Source organism: Clavibacter sp. AC415, from assembly GCF_979252985.1.
This window is the reverse complement of the sequence record NZ_CEEDAR010000016.1, coordinates 346025-362642: the sequence shown is the minus strand read 5'-3', so window position 1 is coordinate 362642 and position 16618 is coordinate 346025. Positions and strand designations below refer to the sequence as shown.

The 16618-nt window shown below is 75.2% G+C and carries 10 protein-coding genes and 3 pseudogenes; 8 read left to right on the top strand and 5 right to left on the bottom strand.

Annotated elements, in window-relative coordinates; genetic code table 11:
* The first annotated feature begins 452 nt into the window (after positions 1–452).
* The 5 genes and pseudogenes from ctaF to ACZ411_RS09245 all read left to right on the top strand — a co-directional run bounded on the left by ctaF (position 453) and on the right by ACZ411_RS09245 (position 3693).
* Positions 453–911 carry an aa3-type cytochrome oxidase subunit IV gene (ctaF, locus tag ACZ411_RS09265; protein WP_464170080.1) on the top strand — a complete coding sequence of 153 codons (459 nt, stop codon included), beginning with the start codon at positions 453–455 and terminating at the stop codon, positions 909–911.
* A 144-nt stretch (positions 912–1055) separates the two neighbouring features.
* A pseudogene (locus ACZ411_RS09260) lies at positions 1056–1268 on the top strand (serine hydrolase domain-containing protein); the annotation flags it as partial.
* Positions 1269–1453: 185 nt separating this feature from the next.
* Entirely contained in the window at positions 1454–2335 is an 882-nt protein-coding gene (locus ACZ411_RS09255) for a serine hydrolase domain-containing protein (RefSeq protein ID WP_464170078.1), read from the top strand.
* 87 nt (positions 2336–2422) lie between these two features.
* On the top strand, positions 2423–2719 hold the full coding sequence (locus tag ACZ411_RS09250) for a hypothetical protein (RefSeq protein ID WP_464170076.1): 297 nt from the start codon (positions 2423–2425) through the stop codon (positions 2717–2719).
* Positions 2695–3693, top strand: coding sequence for an acid phosphatase (locus tag ACZ411_RS09245; protein WP_464170116.1), 999 nt, complete (start codon positions 2695–2697; stop codon positions 3691–3693). Before ACZ411_RS09250 ends, ACZ411_RS09245 begins: the two co-directional genes overlap by 25 nt.
* A 136-nt stretch (positions 3694–3829) precedes the next feature.
* Here the strand turns inward: ACZ411_RS09245 and ACZ411_RS09240 are convergent, their stop codons facing one another.
* Both ACZ411_RS09240 and ACZ411_RS09235 read right to left on the bottom strand, forming a co-directional pair.
* Complete coding sequence (locus ACZ411_RS09240; protein WP_464170074.1) at positions 3830–5758, bottom strand: amidase; 1929 nt, start codon at positions 5756–5758, stop codon at positions 3830–3832.
* Between the two features lie 125 nt (positions 5759–5883).
* Entirely contained in the window at positions 5884–6066 is a 183-nt protein-coding gene (locus ACZ411_RS09235; RefSeq protein ID WP_094116614.1) for a PspC domain-containing protein, read from the bottom strand.
* Positions 6067–6285: 219 nt separating this feature from the next.
* Here ACZ411_RS09235 and ACZ411_RS09230 point away from each other — a divergent pair, with 219 nt between their 5' ends.
* Together ACZ411_RS09230 and ACZ411_RS09225 are read left to right on the top strand one after the other, a co-directional pair.
* Entirely contained in the window at positions 6286–7089 is an 804-nt protein-coding gene (locus ACZ411_RS09230) for a hypothetical protein (RefSeq protein WP_464170072.1), read from the top strand.
* Between the two features lie 261 nt (positions 7090–7350).
* Entirely contained in the window at positions 7351–7941 is a 591-nt protein-coding gene (locus ACZ411_RS09225) for an ANTAR domain-containing protein (protein ID WP_464170070.1), read from the top strand.
* Positions 7942–8022: 81 nt separating this feature from the next.
* On the opposite strand, the gene ACZ411_RS09220 is transcribed toward ACZ411_RS09225, so the two are convergent.
* A complete protein-coding gene (locus ACZ411_RS09220) occupies positions 8023–9015 on the bottom strand; it encodes a sigma-70 family RNA polymerase sigma factor (protein ID WP_464170068.1) in 993 nt (330 codons plus the stop codon).
* Between the two features lie 254 nt (positions 9016–9269).
* Here ACZ411_RS09220 and ACZ411_RS09215 point away from each other — a divergent pair.
* Positions 9270–10801: pseudogene (locus tag ACZ411_RS09215) on the top strand (amino acid permease).
* 83 nt (positions 10802–10884) lie between these two features.
* On the opposite strand, the gene ACZ411_RS09210 reads toward ACZ411_RS09215, so the two are convergent.
* Together ACZ411_RS09210 and ACZ411_RS09205 are read right to left on the bottom strand one after the other, a co-directional pair.
* Entirely contained in the window at positions 10885–11688 is an 804-nt protein-coding gene (locus ACZ411_RS09210; RefSeq protein WP_464170066.1) for a DNA-formamidopyrimidine glycosylase family protein, read from the bottom strand.
* 12 nt (positions 11689–11700) lie between these two features.
* Positions 11701–16529, bottom strand: a pseudogene (locus ACZ411_RS09205) (Lhr family ATP-dependent helicase).
* Positions 16530–16618 lie beyond the last annotated feature (89 nt).

Below are 16618 nucleotides of genomic sequence, written 5' to 3'. Positions count from 1 at the left end.
GCTCACCACGGCGCCCGTGAGCGCCGCGGCCCAGACGGCCCGCGGTCGGCGGCGCCGGGTCCCGTTCACGCGCGCGCTCATCGTCGGGCCCCGGTCCGGGTTCCTCGGGTCGTCTCTTCCATGGCTGCTCCTCCTGCGGGTCGTGCGGATGCGTGGTGCGGCGTCGACGCCCCGGTGCCGACCGGCCTCCGGAGCGCGAGCGCGTCACCCAGTGGACGAGAGCCGGGGGCCGGGCGTCCCGCCGGTCCAGCTGGTCCCCAGCGGGCGGGCCGGACGCTTCGCCCGCCGGACATGCCGGACCCCGGGGCCGGGCGTGCTCGAGGCGGCAGCCCGAGGGCGGCCCGACCCCGATCGGGCCCCGCTAGCGCAGCCTGAGGCGGCCGGTCAAGCACCTGGGCGGAGGCCGACGGCGGGTGTGCGCTCGACGCACACCGACCGTTCCGAGGGGGACCATGCGCGCCAACGTCCGACTCATGTTCGTCCTGGCCGCGTTCTTCGTGGTCGCCGGCATCGCCTACGTGGTCGGGAACATCGCCTACGAGGCCCAGGGCCTGGACACCGACCCGAACAGCGGCCAGGGTGCCTCGGTCGTCGAGTGGGTGGGCACCACCGCCCTCTTCCTCGCGGCCGCGTTCGCCGGGCTCATCGGCTTCTTCCTCCAGCGCGTCCACAGGGCGCAGTCGGGCGAGCTGCCGCAGGACATCGAGAGCGCCGACATCGACGACGGCGACCCCGAGCTCGGCTTCTTCTCCCCGCACAGCTGGTGGCCGATCACCCTCGCGGGCGGCGGTGCCCTGGTGTTCCTCGGCCTCGCCGTCGGCATCTGGGTGGCGCTGTTCGGCGGGATCCTGCTCGTCATCGCGCTCGTCGGCTGGACGTACGAGTACTACCGCGGGTGGCACGCGCGCTGAGCGGCCCGCGGGCCGTCGCGCCCGCGCGCGTAGGCTCCGGCAGGTGAGCGACATCCTCGAGTACGTCCGCACCTGGCTCGACCACCGCGTCTGGCAGACCCGCGTCCCGGCGCGCAGGTCGCCGTCGCCCGGCACGGCGAGGTCGTGCTGTCCGAGGCGTACGGCGTCGCGGATCCGACGACCGGGGCGCCCCTCACCCCGGCGCACCTGTTCCGCGTGGCGTCGCACTCCAAGTCCTTCACGGCCACCGCGATCCTCCAGCTCGCCGAGCGGGGCGCCCTGCGGCTGGACGACCCGCTCGACCGGCACGTGCCCGAGCTCCGCGCGGGGGGATCGGAGCTGGCCGACGTCACGCTCGCCGCGCTCCTCGAGCACGGTGCGGGCGTGCTCCGCGACGGCCGCGACGGCGACCACTGGCAGCACGCGGGCCCCTTCCCGACCGTCGCCGCCTGCTCGAGATCGCGAACGCGCCCGGCATCGCCAAGACCGCGCCCGACACCGCCTTCGCCTACTCCAACGTCGGCTACGCGCTGCTCGGCCTCGTGGTCGAGGCCGCGTCGGGCATGTCCTACGCCGAGTGCCTCGCGGAGCGGATCGCCCGCCCGCTCGGCCTCCGGGACACGGCGGCCGAGCACCTGCCCGAGCGCGCGGACGAGTACGCGGCGGCGTCGACGTCGCTGCGCACCTCGCGCGAGCGCACCGTGATCCCGCACGTGGACACCCGGGCGATGGCCGCGGCCACCGGCGTCACCAGCACCGCCGTCGAGCTCGTCGCCTTCTTCTCCGCGCTCGTGCTGCCCGACGACGAGCGGCTGCTGTCGGCCGCGTCGAAGCGGATCCAGCAGCGGCCCCGGTACGCCACGAGCGCGGATCCCGCCGCGACCCGCCGCTACGGCTACGGCCTGATCCTCGACCGCATCGGCTCCGGCGCCCCCGGGACCACCGTGGTCGGCCACTCCGGCGGGTACCCCGGCCACATCACGCGCACGGCGGTGGACCCGGCGAGCGGCTGGGCGGTCAGCGTCCTCACGAACGCCATCGACGGGCCGGCCGCCGCGCTCAGCACGGGCGTGCTCGAGCTCCTGCTCGCCGACTCCGCCGCGGCCGACGCCGCGCGCGCCGCGGTCGACGCGCCCTTCACCGGGCGCTTCGCGAACATGTGGGGGATGCAGGACATCCAGGTCGTCGGCGACCGGCTGCTCCGCATCGACCCGGCGGCCGAGCACCCGCTCGACGCCGTGGACGTGCTCGAGCGCACGGGGGAGTCCTCGGCGCGCGTCGTCGAGGGCGACGGGTTCGGGTCCGTCGGCGAGGAGGTCACGGCCGACCGCGGGCCCGACGGCGGCGTCGAGCGGATCCGCGCGGGCGGCGGCATGACGCTGGAGCCGTGGACGCGGGCGTGGGGACCGAGGTCGCGCGGCTGAGCACCGGCGCGCGCACCGACAGGGGCGCCGCCCAGGACACCTCCGATCCACCTCCCGGCGGCGTCCGCGTCACGCGGGGTGCCTACGGTGCCGGAGGCCGCACGGCCGCCCGCACCGACGAGAGGCACCATCATCCGCACCCCGCTCCGGCGTCCCCGCACCCGCACCCGCACCGCGACCCTGCTGTCGACCACGACCGTCCTCGGCCTGCTGCTGACCGGCACCGGCGCCACCGCCGCGACCGCCGCCGACGCCCCGGCCGCGTCGGCGTCGCCGGTCGTCCCCTCGCCCATCGCGCCCTTCGACCCGGCCGTCCTCGACGCGCCCTACCGTCGAACACGGTCTACGACTTCGTGCCGATGCTCGACGCGTTCACCGGGCTGAAGGCGACCCGTCCGGACATCATGAAGATGAACGACAGGAAGACCATCACGATCAACCAGGCCGCCACCAAGGCGCAGTCGGCCCGGGCCATCGTCGACCAGTACGCCGACATGTCGATCACCATGTCGGACGGCCTCGGCCGCGACCTCGGCGCGATCTACCGCACGGCGCGCGAGGCCGGCCAGCTCCCCAAGACGGCGGCGCTCCTCGCCAAGAGCGGCGGTCTCGTCGGCAGGTACTCCTCGTCGAACCCGCCGAAGCAGCACTTCGACAACCCGCGGCCCTACGTCGCGTTCCCGCTGATGCTCAAGTACCGGGACAAGGTCGGCGGCAACGCCTGGAACGGCCAGGACGGCTCCTACCCCAGCGGGCACACCTCGCAGGCGTTCTGGCAGGGCACGTCGCTCGCGACGATGCTGCCGGAGCTCGCGCCGCAGATCCTCGCCCGCGCCTCCGACGCGAGCAACAACCGCATCATCATGGGCGCGCACTACCCGCTCGACGTGATGGCCGGCCGCATGATGGGGCAGAAGATCGTGGAGCGCCGCTGGTCGGACCCCGAGTTCCGCACCCTGTTCGAGCAGGCGTCCACCGAGCTCCGCACGGTGCTGGAGGCCAAGTGCGGCGCGGCCCTCGACGTCTGCATCGCGCGCGACAAGCCGTACCTGCCGACCGCGCAGGCGCTGGCGGTCTACGAGCAGCGCATGAGCTACGGCTTCCCGGTCGTCGGCAACCGCGGCGAGCCGATGACGGTGCCCGGCGGCGCGGAGTCGCTCCTCATCTCGAGCCACCCGGACCTCACCCCGGAGCAGCGCCGCCAGGTGCTCGCGCTCACCGCCATCGACTCGGGCGAGCCGCTGGACGCGGGCACCGAGGGCAGCTGGCAGCGCATCGACCTCGCGGCGGCCATGGCCGCGCGGGTCGTCATCACGGCCGACGGCACGGTGTCGCTGGTCGCCACCGGGAGGCGCTGACCGGATCCGCATGACGAGGAGGGGCGGGCGGCCACGGCAGCCTGCCCCTCCTGCGTGCCGCGCGCGCCGTGACGGGCCCCGGTCCGCGAGGAGTGCGGGCGACACTCCCCGGGTCGCCCGGGCGACTCCCCGAGGATCAGCCCGGGCGCGCGGCGGACGCACGGCGGCGCCCGCGGAGGAGGCCGATCGCGCAGGCCGCCACCACGCCGCCGGCGAGCGCCAGGACGGAGGAGATGCGCAGGTTCTGCGCGGCGCTGTTGGTGCCCACCCCCGCGACGCGGGCGGCGCCGAGGGCCTGCGGCACGGTTCCCGGAGCGGACGCCGTGGCCGCGGCAGGCGATGCCGCGTCCTCCGCGGACAGGTCCGCCGGGGCCGCGTCGTCCGGCAGCGCGGGCAGCTCCGGGGTCGACGCGGGCGCCACCCGGTGCCGCGTCGCCTGCTCGTAGGCGTACGCCATCGCCAGCAGGTCGGCGTCCCGATGGCGGGGAGCGGCGAGCTCGAGGCCGACGGGCGCGCCCCGCGAGGTGAACCCGGCGGGCACGGAGATCGTCGGGATCCCGGTGTTCGCGCCCACGTCGCAGAAGGTGGTCCCCGCCCAGTCCGGGGTCGCGCTCGTCGCGCTCACGGGCATCGCGAGGGCGTCGACCCCGTGCTCGACGAAGAACGCGTCCATCGCGGTCCTCCCCGCGTCCTGCTCGGCGATGCGCGCGTCGTACTCGGCGTTCGGCACGTCGGGTTGGCCGAGGAAGTGGGCGATGTCGCCGTCGGTGAGCGCGCTCGGGCGGTCGGCCATGGCGTCGGCGAACGAGAGGACGTCCGCGGGCTCCGTGCGGGCGGCGACGCGGGCCGGCCAGGTGGCCGGGGTCTCGGCGAGGAAGCGGTCGATGGACGGGCGCATGTCCATCCAGCCGCCGCTGCGCAGCGTCCCCTCCACGAACTCGCGTGTCAGCGGCACCTCCACGACCTCGGCGCCCTGCGCCTCGAGGTCGCGCACGGCCTGCTCGATGAGCGCGGTCGTCTCGGCGAGGCCCGGCTTCCCGGGATCCTCGTCGAACGACCAGCGCACCACGCCGATCCGCTTCCCCGAGAGCGCGTCGGGGCGGAGACCGGCCGCGTAGGCGCCGGTGTCCTGCGCGTCGGCGGCGACCGTGAGCGGATCCGCGGGATCCCGCCCTGCGAGCACCTCGAGGAGGAGGGCGGCGTCGGCGACGGTGGTGGTGAGCGGGCCGACCACGTCCTGCCGCGGCGAGAGCGGCACGACGCCGGCGGTGCTCGTGAGGCCCATCGTCGGGCGGAGGCCCACGAGGCTCTGGTGGGCGGCGGGCCCGAGCACGGATCCGCACGAGTCGGTGCCGATCCCGGCCGGCGCGTAGGCCGCCGCGACCGCCGCTCCCGTGCCCCCGCTGGATCCGCTCGCGCTCCAGGAGAGGTCGTACGGGTTCGCGGTGCGCCCGCGCGCGGAGCTCAGCGTGTACGTGCCGTGCCAGGCGAACTCGGACATGTTCGTCTTCGCGAGGATGATCGCGCCGGCGGCCCGCAGCCGCGCGACGACGGTCGCGTCGTCCCGGGTCCGGTAGTCGCGGAGCGCCGCGCTGCCGGCCGTGGTGGGCATGTCGGACGTGGCGAGGTTGTCCTTCACGACGATCGGGACGCCGTGGAGCGGCCCTCGGATGGTGCCGGCCGCCCGCTCCGCGTCGCGCTCGGCCGCGGTCGCCAGCGCGGCCTCGTTCGTCGTGATGACCGCCTGGAGCCCGACGCGGTCGCCGCGGCGGTCGTCGTAGGCCTCGATGCGTGCGAGGTAGGCGCGGGTCAGCTCGACGGACGTGGTGGTGCCGGAGTCGAGGAGCGCCGCGGCGTCCACGACCCCCAGGCCGACGACGGCAGGGGCCGTCATGGCAGCGTCCGCCGCGGGGCGCTCCGCGACGGCGTGAGCGGTCGATGCGCCGACGGCGTCGCCGCCGACGAGGAGGGCGAGCGCGACGGAGGACGCCGCGACCGCGTGCCCGGCGCGGTCCCGCGCGCGATGGACGCGGACGTGCCCGGGTCGGCGTCGGCCAGCGGCCATGCGGGTTCCTCCAGGTGGGGGAGAAGTGTCTCCCCAGTCTGGGAACCGGGTGTTGCGAGGGCGTTTCGAGCGCGGGACGATCCCGCGTCCGGGTGCCGCGCGGCGCGGGAGGCCCATCCGCCGGGTCAGCGCTGCTTGGGGAAGACGATCCAGAGGATCAGGTACAGCAGCACCTGCGGGCCGGGCAGCACGATGGAGAGGACGAAGATCAACCGCACGAGGAACGCGCTGATGCCGAAGCGGTTCGCGAGGGCGGCGCAGACGCCGGCGATGATCTTGCCGTTGCGGGGACGCATGAGGGTGGCCATGCATCGAGCATGGCAGGAGCGCCTGCGACGATGCCGGGCGCGCGCCCCCGTCGGACCGGGCGGTGCGCGGATCGGCTCGACCGGTGCCCGGTGCCCGGTGCCCGGTGCCCGCTGCCCGCTGCCCCTCCCGCCGCTCCGGCGACCCACCTGGGCGCTCCGTGGGAATGCGTGCGATTCCCCGCGTGCCGGAATTAGCGTCGGAGGATGAGGATCCGAAGCATGCCCCTCGTCCTGATCGCCTCGTCCACCGTGGTGCTGAGCTCGTGCACCGCGCCGGACGGGGGCGATGCCGTCCCGTTGCCGGCTCCGACCGCGGTCACGACGACGGAGCCCACGGGGTCCACGGAGGCGGCGGGCGCCGGAGCCGACGCCTCCTCCGCGGAGACCGCGCTCGTCGCCGACTACCTCGACGCGGTCGCGGCGGGCGACGCCGCCGCCGCATGGGAGATGCTCACCGCCGAGGCGCAGGAGTCCGCCGCGTCCTTCGCGTCGTACTCCGCCGCGTTCGGGCGGCAGGGCACCGTCTCGCCGGAGGAGGCGGAGCGGCTGCGCGCCGTCGAGCCGTCCGTGGCCGAGGGGCCCGAGGGGGCGTTCACCCTGGTCTCCGCCGTCGACCGCGACATCGCCGACGCGTGGATCGTGCGGGAGACCGACCAGGGCCTCCGGCTCGACGACCACGTGGTGCCCGCGACCGGCGCGACGCCCTACGAGTGGCGGAACCCCGCCGCCGGGCCGGAGGAGTCGAGCGGCCCGACCCCGCCCGTCGACCTCTCCCAGCCGATCACCCTGTCGTTCGCCGTGCCCGAGGGCGACGGCGGGCTCGTGGGCTTCCCGGAGGCGGCGTGGGCCTGGGTCGACGGCAGCGAGGTGCCCGTCGAGGTCGTGTCGCGGTCGGCGAGCCGGGAGCTCGTGCTCGACACGTCCGGCTGGAGCGACGAGGACGACGGCCGCGACGCGGTCACCGTGGTCTGGCAGGTCGGCCCCGACTCGCTCGCCTGGCGCAGCACCACCGTCGCCGCCTGATCCGGGTCCCGGCTCCCGGGTCCCGGGTCTCGGGTCTCGGGTCCCGAGCCGCTTCCGGGGATCGCACCCGCTCCGCGGCAGCGTCTGCCCCGGTCGAATCCGACGGCTTCCCGCGAGTCCATGCCCAAGACTTTGGGCCCAAACCCATGGTGCGATACTCGAGGGGACGAGCCGGGGCTCGGCGTGTGCCCGCGGTGCCGCGGATCACGGGCGGCTCCGTGCCGCGACGCCGACGGAGCCCCCGGAGACCGGGAGGAGCCCATGGACCTGCACCGTTCGGCGCTGACCGCCGACGTCGTCGCCGCGTTGCACTCCGCCCGCGACCGCACTGCCTGCCTCGACCGGCTGCTCGCCGCCCTGCTCGCCGCCTCGTCGGCCACGGGGGCGGCCGTCGTCCTGCCGCGTGCCGCGGGTGTCGTCGTCGCGGGCGAGAGCGGTCCGGTGCTGGGCGCCCTGCTCGCGACGGCGGATCCGGCCGGAGGGGACGCCGACGAGGCCGACGTCATCCGCATCCCCCTGGCCGAGGCCTCCGATGCGCGGCGCGACCGCGCCGGGGCGGTGGCGCTGCACCGCGCCTCGGGACCGCTCGACGCGCACGACCGGGACGCCGCGGTGGAGATCGCCCTGCACGCGCGCATCGCGCTCGCCGCATGGGACACCGCCGAGGAGCTCGAGCGCGGCCTCGCGTCCCGCACGCTCATCGGCCAGGCGCAGGGCATCCTCATGGAGCGCTTCTCCCTCGACGCCGACCGTGCGTTCCAGGTGCTCCGCCGCTACTCGCAGGACGGCAACGTGAAGCTCGTCGAGGTCGCGCGCCGGGTCGTGCAGACGGGCGCGCTGCCGGCCGTCTGACCGGTCCCACGGACGCGGCCGGACGGGCCGCTTCCCCGACGCGACCCGCACCGGGCGGGCGGGCGTGCGTGCGTGCGTGCCTCAGGCGGACCGCCGGTCGACCCCGCTCACGCGGATGGGCGACACCGCCGCGAGCGGCGCGACCTCCGGCAGGGAGGCCGGCTCGCCGCGGGTCAGCTCGGTGCGCAGCTGGCCGAGGATCCGCGCCAGCAGCCGCGAGACCTGCATCTGCGTCACGCCGAGCTCGGCCGCGATCTCGCTCTGGCTGCACTCGTCGACGAAGCGCAGGTGCAGGATCCGCCGGTCGCGGTCGCTGAGGATCCCGCGCGCCGCGTCCAGCAGCAGGGTGCGCTCGGCGCGCACGTAGCCCGGGTCCTCCGCCCCGAGGGTGTCGGCGAGCGACGTGCCCTCCTCCTCCTGCACGGTGAAGTCGAGCGACACCGGCCGCAGGCTGGAGTGGGCGGCCAGCGCCTCGACGACGGCCTCCCGCGGATGGCCCGTGTGCACGGCGAGCTCCTGGTCGGTCGGGGTGCGGCCGAGGCGCTGGGTGAGCGCGGGCACCGCGGCCAGCAGGGCGTGCCGTAGCTCCTGGACCTGGCGCGGCGGTCGCACGACCCAGCCGTTGTCGCGCAGGTGGCGCTTGATCTCGCCGGAGATGGTGGGGATCGCGAACGACACGAACGGCGCCCCGAACCCCGGGTCGTAGCGGCGCGCGGCCTTCACCAGCCCGAGGTAGCCGACCTGGCGGAGGTCGCTCCAGTCGTGCGCGCGCCCCGAGTGCTGGCGGGCGATCCGGTCGGCGAGCTCGAGGTGGTCGAGCACGATCCTCTCGTGCAGGCGTCGGCGCTCGGCGTCTCCCGCGGGGCCCTCCGCGGCGGCGGCGGCGGCCCGCACGAAGCGGTCCTGCGTCACCCGGCGCTTCTCGTCCCGGGCGGCGGCGAGACCCGTCGGCGGCTCCGCCGTGCGGGCGAGCGCGACCGGCTGGCGGACGGCAGGAGCGGTGCCGCGGGGGTCCCGCTCGAGGGGCACGGGCGGGACGGCGGCGCGGGCGCGCGGGCGCAGCGTTTCGGTCACGGGGGACCCTCCGTTGGAGACGGATGCGGCACGCTGCTTGACCGCCCCTCCAGAGAAGCACTGCTTCTCCGAGGTGCCTAGGTCGGGGGAGCACTTCTCCTCCTGCTTCTCCTGCTCCTCCGTCGGTCCGGGCGTGTCGGCACCGGACCGGCACCGGATCCGCGCGGTGCGGCGCCCCCGGCCGGGGGCGCATCCGGACCGCCGGTAGGCTCGGTCCCCGTTCCCCGCCGCCATCCCGATCGAACGGACGCCCCATGAGCCTGTTCCGCACGAAGAGCATCGAGTCGTCGCTCGCCGACGCCGCGGGGGCGAGCGCAGCCTCACCCGCTCCCTCGGCACCTGGGACCTCATGCTGATGGGCGTGGCCGTCGCGGTCGGCGCCGGCATCTTCTCCGTCGGCGCGAAGGCCGCCGGGAACTACGCCGGTCCGTCGGTCACGCTCGCGTTCGTGCTCGCCGCCGTCACGTGCGGCCTGGCGATCATGTGCTACGCCGAGTTCGCCTCCGCCGTGCCGGTCGCGGGCAGCGCGTACACCTTCACCTACGCCACCATGGGCGAGCTGCTCGCCTGGATCATCGGCTGGGACCTCATCCTCGAGATGCTCACGGCGGCCGCCGTCATCGCGAAGTACTGGGGCATCTACCTGGAGTCGGCGCTGCAGCTCGCGGGGCTCGACATCCCCTCCACCATCACCGTGCTCGGCCTCGGCATCAGCTGGGGCGCCGTGCTCATCACGGCCGTCTTCACCGTGCTCCTCGTGCTCGGCACCAAGCTCTCCAGCCGCGTCTCGAGCGTCTTCACCGTGCTCAAGGTCGCGGTCGTCCTGTTCGTCATCGTGGTCGGCGCGTTCTACGTGAAGGCGGAGAACTACTCGCCGTTCATCCCGCCGCAGCGCCCCGCCGAGGGCGCCTCCGCAGACGTGTGGACCCAGTCCCTCTTCTCCTGGGCGAGCGGCCAGGAGCCCACGCAGTACGGCCTCTACGGCCTGCTCGCCGGCGCCTCGCTCGTCTTCTTCGCCTTCATCGGCTTCGACGTCGTCGCCACCAGCGCCGAGGAGGTGAAGGACCCGCAGCGCACCCTGCCGCGCGGCATCTTCGCCGGCCTCGCGGTCGTCACCGTGCTCTACGTGCTCGTGACCCTCGTGCTCACCGGCATGGTGCCGTACACGGTGCTCGCCGACGCCGAGGACCCGTCGCTCACCACCGCCTTCACCGCGGTGGGCGCGGGATGGGCGGCGCAGGTCATCTCCATCGGCACGCTCCTCGGCCTCACCACCGTGCTCATGGTGCTGCTGCTCGGCCTCGCCCGCGTCGTCTTCGCGATGAGCCGCGACGGGCTGCTGCCCCGCGGCCTCAGCCGCACGAGCGCCAAGCGCCGCACCCCGGTGCGGGTGCAGATCATCGCGGGCGTCGTCGTCGCGGCCCTCGCCGGCTTCACCGACGTGGGCGTCCTGGAGGAGATGATCAACATCGGCACGCTGTCCGCGTTCGTGCTGGTGAGCATCGGCGTGATCGTGCTGCGCCGCAAGCGCCCCGACATCCGCGCGTCGTTCCGGGTGCCGTTCATGCCGTGGCTGCCGATCCTCTCGGCGGTGCTCTGCATCTGGCTGATGCTGAACCTCACGACCCTCACCTGGGTCCGGTTCCTCGTGTGGCTCGCGCTCGGCTTCGCGGTCTACTTCCTCTACGGGCGCCGCCATTCGGTGCTCGGCCGGGAGGAGGCGCGCATCCGGGCGGGCGGCGACCCGGCGCCCGAGCTGCCGTCGGCGTCCACCCCGCGGGACTGAGGCCGGGTCGGCGCGGTCGGCGCCATCCCCGGGGCCGGTCGGGCGCCGCGGTCGTCCGGGCGCCGTCGGGCCCGCGATCCGCGTCAGGTCTGGCAGCGCGGGCACCAGTAGGTGACCCGGTCCTGCGCGCCCATGCCGGGCCGCACGGGGTCGCCGAGCTGCCCCTGCTGGATGCGCGTGCCGCACCGCAGGCACGGCTTGCCCTTGCGGCCGTAGACCCAGTCGGTGCGGCCGCGGCGCAGGTCGCCCGTGGTGGTGCGCTCGATGCGGTCGCGGTTGGCGCGCATGGTGCGGCGGGCGAGCGCGATCATCGCGGGCAGGTCGGGCACCTCGCGCACGGGCCGCGTGGGCAGCACCCCGCGCAGGAAGCAGAGCTCGGCGCGGTACACGTTGCCGATGCCGGCCGCGTTCCGCTGGTCGAGCAGGGCGAGGCCGATGGCGCGGTCGGGCTGGGCGGAGATGCGCCGCACGATCTCCTCGGCCTGCGCGTCGTCCCACCCGGGCCCGAGGATGTCGGGACCCAGGTGCCCCACGACCGTGTGCTCCTGGTCGCGCGGGATCACCTCCAGCACCCCGAGCGCGAACCCCACCGTCACGCGCTCCGCCGTCTCGAGCACCACCCGCGCCTCGAACGCCGGCCGGCGCCACGCGGTGCCGTGCTGGTAGATGTGCCAGGAGCCCTCCATCTTGAGGTGGCTGTGGATCGTCAGGCCGCCGATGCGGTGCAGGATGTGCTTCCCCACGCTCACCACCTCGTCGACCTCCTGGCCGGCGAGGTCGAGGGTCGCGAACGCCGGCACGCGGAAGTCGGTGCGCGTCAGCACCTGCCCCCCGATCGCCTCCTGCAGATGGGCGGCGGTGCGGTAGACGGTGTCGCCCTCAGGCACGCGCTGCCCCCGTCACGAGCGCATCCGGAGCCCGCGCGGCGTGGCGGAGAACCCGTGCTCCTGCAGCGCGGTGCCGAGCGGGGTGCCGAGGATGAAGGCGCCGTTGACCTTCTCGATCGCGAGCTTCGCGACACCGCCGCGCCGCACGACGTGGCCGAGCGACTCCGCGGCGGCGCGCAGCACGGCCTCGTCGTCGTCGAACAGCAGCACGGTCTTGCCGCCGCGCTCGACGTACAGCACCAGCTCGCCGTCGACCAGCACCACGAGCGCCCCGGCCTTGCGTCCCGCGCGGTGGCCGGTGGGACGCTCGCCGCGCGCGTCGACGCTGCCGGCGGCCGCGATCGCGGCCGACGCGGAGCCCGTGGCGTCCGCCCCACCCGCGGCACCCGCACCCGCTTCCGTCCCCGGGTCCGCGTCGTCGCCGGCCGCGGGGGTCGAGCCGTCGAGCCGCGGCCACGGCAGAGCGGCGCCGTACGCGTTCGCCGGATCCGTCGCCGCCAGCGTCAGCGCGTTCAGCGGCCGCTCGCCGGCGTCCGGGTCGCGCGTGAAGCCGCGCAGCCGGTCGACCGTGCCGCCCGTGGAGAACTGCGCCGCACCGAGCGTCTCGATGAAGTAGCCGCGCCGGGCCCGCCCGGTGTCCTCGAAGCCCGCGAGCACCTTGTAGGTGAGCGCGAAGCCGCCGGGCACGCGCTCGGTCATGACCGAGCCGCGCGTGACCACGCCGTACCGCTCGAGGAGCAGCTCGGCGGTGCCCGCCGCGCGCACGGTGGCGTCGGTCTCGGCGAGCGGCACGATCGACCAGCGCCCGGCCGCGGTCGACGGCCCGGTGCGCGTGGGCATCTCGGCGCGCGGCATGCGCCCGCCCCGGTACATGCGGCCGCGGGGCGCGCGCTGCGGGGTCTTGTGCGCGGTGGATCCGCCCGCGAGCAGCGCGCGCAGCGGCGACAGCGTGTCGTTGGTGACGAGTCCCGCCCACACCAGGTCCCAGAGCGCGGTCACGAGCGCCTTGTCGTCCGTGGACCCCACGGCATCGCTCAGCTGCCGGAAGAAGTAGCCGCCGCCGGTGCCGAGCGTGGTGAGGATCTCGCGCTGCAGCTCGTCGGTGTCGTGCGCGTCGGGCTCGGGGAGCGTCAGCGCGACCTGGTCGGCGAGGTGCAGGCTCACCCAGCCGTCCGCGCCCGCGAGCGTGCCGGCGCCCGACCAGATGACCTCGCCCGTGGACGTGAGCTCGTCGAGGAAGGCGGGCGTGTAGTCGCGCACGCGGGCGGGCAGCACGAGCGTCTCCCACGCGGAGGCGGGCACCGGCGCACCGGCCAGCTGCTCGATGACCTGCAGCACCCCGTCGACCCCGCGGAGCCGGCGCTCGCGGTCGGCGCCGGCCACGTGCTGCCACGCGGGCAGGAAGCGCGCGAAGGCAGCCCGCTCGACGGGCTCGACCTCGCTGCGGAGCGCCGCGAGCGAGCGGCTGCGGAGGCGCCGGAGCACCTCCACGTCGCACCACTCGCTGCCGGACGCCCCCGGTCGGAACTCGCCCTCGACCACGCGGCGCTGGGCACCGAGCCGGGCGAGCGTGTCGGCGATGACGGCCGACCCCAGGCCGATGGCCGTGGCCGCGTCGGCGATGGTGAAGGGCCCGTGCGTGCGGGCGTAGCGGCCCGCAAGGTCGCCCAGGGGATCGGCCACGGGCTCGACGAACGCGAGCGGCGTGCCGATGGGCAGCGGCACCCCGAGGGCGTCGCGCAGGCGGCTCGCGTCCTCGATGGCGGCGACGCGCGGACGCCCGCCGAACGAGACGCGGAGCGCGCGCTTGCCGGCGACGAGCGCGTCGAGGTGGTCGCCGGCGGACGCGGACTCCTCGGGCTCCAGGCGCGCGGCGACCTCATCGGCGTCGAGCGGCCCGAGGATGCGCAGCAGGTCGGCCACGCCCTCGACGCCCTTCGCGCGGCGGTCGGTCGCGAGGCGCTGCAGCTCCAGCTCGGTGCGCTCGATGACCGCCGGATCCAGCAGCTCGCGCAGCTCCGCACGGCCGAGCAGCTCCGACAGGAGGCCCGCGTCGAGCGAGAGCGCGGCGGCCCGGCGCTCGGCGAGCGGGCTGTCGCCCTCGTACATGAACGCGCCCACGTAGCTGAACAGGAGGCTGCGCGCGAACGGCGACGCGTCCTCCGTGGTGGTCTCGACGATGCGGATGCGCCGCGCCTCGATGTCCTTCGCGAGCGACGTGAGCGCGGGCAGGTCGTAGACGTCCTGCAGCACCTCGCGCACGGTCTCGAGCACGATCGGGAACGCGGGGAACTTCCGCGCCACGTCGAGCAGCTGCGACGCGCGCTGGCGCTGCTGCCAGAGCGGCGACCGGCGGCCGGGGTTGTAGCGGGGCAGCAGCAGGGCGCGAGCGGCGCACTCGCGGAACCTGGACGCGAAGAGGGCGGATCCGCCGACCTCGCGCGTGACGATGGCGTCGAGCTCGTCCGGCTCGAACACGAACAGGTCGGCTCCCGGCGGCTCGCCGTCGGTCTCGGGGATGCGCACCACGATGCCGTCGTCGTTGGCCATGGTCGCGCCGTCGATGCCGTACAGCTCGGTGACCCGCGCGCCCACCGCGAGCGCCCACGGCGCGTGCACCTGCATGCCGTAGGGGGAGTGCAGCACCACGCGCCAGTCGCCCAGCTCGTCGCGGAAGCGCTCGACCACGAGCGTGCGGTCGTTCGGGACGTGGCCGGTGGCCTTCTTCTGGTCGTCGAGGAACGCGAGCAGGTTGTTGACGGCGCGGTCGTCGAGGCCGACCCGGCCGGCCCGCGCCCGGGCGTCGTCCACCGCGGATCCCGAGAGCTCCCGCACGAACGCGCCGATGGCCCGGCCGAGCTCCAGCGGCCGGCCGAGGCCGTCGCCCTTCCAGAACGGCAGCTTTCCGGGCTCGCCGAACGCGGGCGTCACGAGCACGCGGTCGTGCGTGATCTCCTGGATCCGCCAGCTCGTCGCCCCCAGCGCGAACACGTCGCCGACGCGCGACTCGTAGACCATCTCCTCGTCGAGCTCGCCCACGCGCGACGCCTTCTCGCCCACCATGAACACGCCGAACAGGCCGCGGTCGGGGATGGTGCCGCCGGAGGTGACCGCGAGCCGCTGCGCGCCCGGCCGCCCCTCGATGGTGCCCTCATCGCGGTCCCAGACGATGCGGGGCCGCAGCTCGGCGAACTCGTCCGACGGGTAGCGTCCGCTGAGCAGGTCGAGCGTGGCCTCGTAGGCCGAGCGCGGCAGCGTCGCGAACGGCGCGCTCCTGTCGGACGGTGTCGAACCACTCCTCGACGCCCACCGACTCGAGCGCGACGGCCGCGACGGTCTGCTGCGCGAGCACGTCGAGCGGGTTGGCGGGCACGCGCAGCGACTCGATCTGCCCGCTCGCCATGCGCTCCGCGGCGACGGCCGAGTGGATGAGGTCGGCCCGGTGCTTGGGGAAGATGACGCCGCGCGAGACCTCGCCCACCTGGTGCCCGGCGCGGCCGACGCGCTGCAGCCCGCTCGCGACCGACGGCGGGGCCTCGACCTGCACGACGAGGTCGACGTCGCCCATGTCGATGCCGAGCTCGAGGCTCGAGGTGGCGACCACGCAGCGCAGGCGCCCCGACTTCAGGTCGTCCTCGATGAGGGCGCGCTGCTCCTTCGAGACGGATCCGTGGTGCGCCTTCGCGAGCACCGGATCGGCGCCCTCGGTGCTCCCCGCCTGCGCCATGACCTCGGCGGGCGGGCGCGCGGCGGTGCGGCGCGTGGCCGAGAAGGCGGTGGCATCCACGGGCCGGGACGCTCCGGACGCGGCCCCGGCGCCCGCCAGCACGGGCACCGCGTCGGCCGTGGCGCCCTCCTCCGCCGACCCGGCGACGATCGCGCGCCCCTCCGCGTCGATCCGCCCGTCCTCGATGCGCGCCGTGTAGATCTCGTTGAGCCGGGCGGTGAGCCGCTCCGCCAGCCGCCTGCTGTTCGTGAAGACGATGGACGACGTGTGCTGCAGCACGAGGTCGACGATGCCCTCCTCCACGTGCGGCCAGATGGACCCCTGCTGCGGCTCGCCCTGCGCCGCCGACCCCTCGAGCGGCGCCGTGGTGCCGAGCTCGGTCATGTCGTCGACCGGCACGATGACGCGGAGATCGAACTCCTTGGTGTTCCGGGGCGACACGATGGTGACGGGCGAGCGCCCGCCGAGGAACCGCGCCACCTCCTCGGGCGGCCGTACGGTGGCGGACAGGCCGATGCGCTGGGCCGGCCGCTCGAGCAGCGCGTCGAGCCGTTCCAGCGACAGCGCGAGGTGGCTCCCGCGCTTGGTGGCGGCGACCGCGTGCACCTCGTCGACGATGACCGTCTCGACCCCCGCGAGCGTCTCGCGTGCGGCCGAGGTGAGCATGAGGAACAGGGACTCGGGCGTGGTGATGAGGATGTCCGGCGGCGTCCTCGCCAGCGCGCGCCGGTCGCCTGCCGGGGTGTCGCCCGAGCGCACGCCCACCGTGACCTCGGGCGGCTCGGCCCCCAGCCGCTTCGCGGTCTGCACGATGCCCACGAGCGGCGAGCGGAGGTTGCGCTCCACGTCGACCGCGAGCGCCTTCAGGGGCGAGATGTAGAGGACGCGCGTGCGCCGCATGGGGTCCTCCGGCGCGGGCCGCGAGGCGAGCCGGTCGATGGACCACAGGAACGCCGCGAGCGTCTTGCCGGATCCGGTGGGCGCCACGACGAGCGCGTGCGATCCCTTCTGCACCGCGTCCCACGCGCCGGTCTGCGCGGCGGTCGGGCCCGGGAACGCGCCCTGGGAACCACTCCCGGGTGGCCGGCGAGAAGCGCGCGAGGACGTCATCCATCCGCTCATCCTCCTCCGTGCCACCGACATCCGCCGAGGCCCCGCGCTCGGCGGACGGGACGGGGACGGGCCCGCGGACGGGCACCGGGC

Coding starts and splice junctions, on each gene's coding strand:
- ctaF (WP_464170080.1), top strand. CDS start 453: ATGCGCGCCAACGTCCGACTCATGTTCGTCCTGGCCGCGTTCTTCGTG.
- ACZ411_RS09245 (WP_464170116.1), top strand. CDS start 2,695: ATGCTCGACGCGTTCACCGGGCTGAAGGCGACCCGTCCGGACATCATG.
- ACZ411_RS09240 (WP_464170074.1), bottom strand. CDS start 5,758: ATGGCCGCTGGCCGACGCCGACCCGGGCACGTCCGCGTCCATCGCGCG.
- ACZ411_RS09235 (WP_094116614.1), bottom strand. CDS start 6,066: ATGGCCACCCTCATGCGTCCCCGCAACGGCAAGATCATCGCCGGCGTC.
- ACZ411_RS09230 (WP_464170072.1), top strand. CDS start 6,286: ATGCCCCTCGTCCTGATCGCCTCGTCCACCGTGGTGCTGAGCTCGTGC.
- ACZ411_RS09225 (WP_464170070.1), top strand. CDS start 7,351: ATGGACCTGCACCGTTCGGCGCTGACCGCCGACGTCGTCGCCGCGTTG.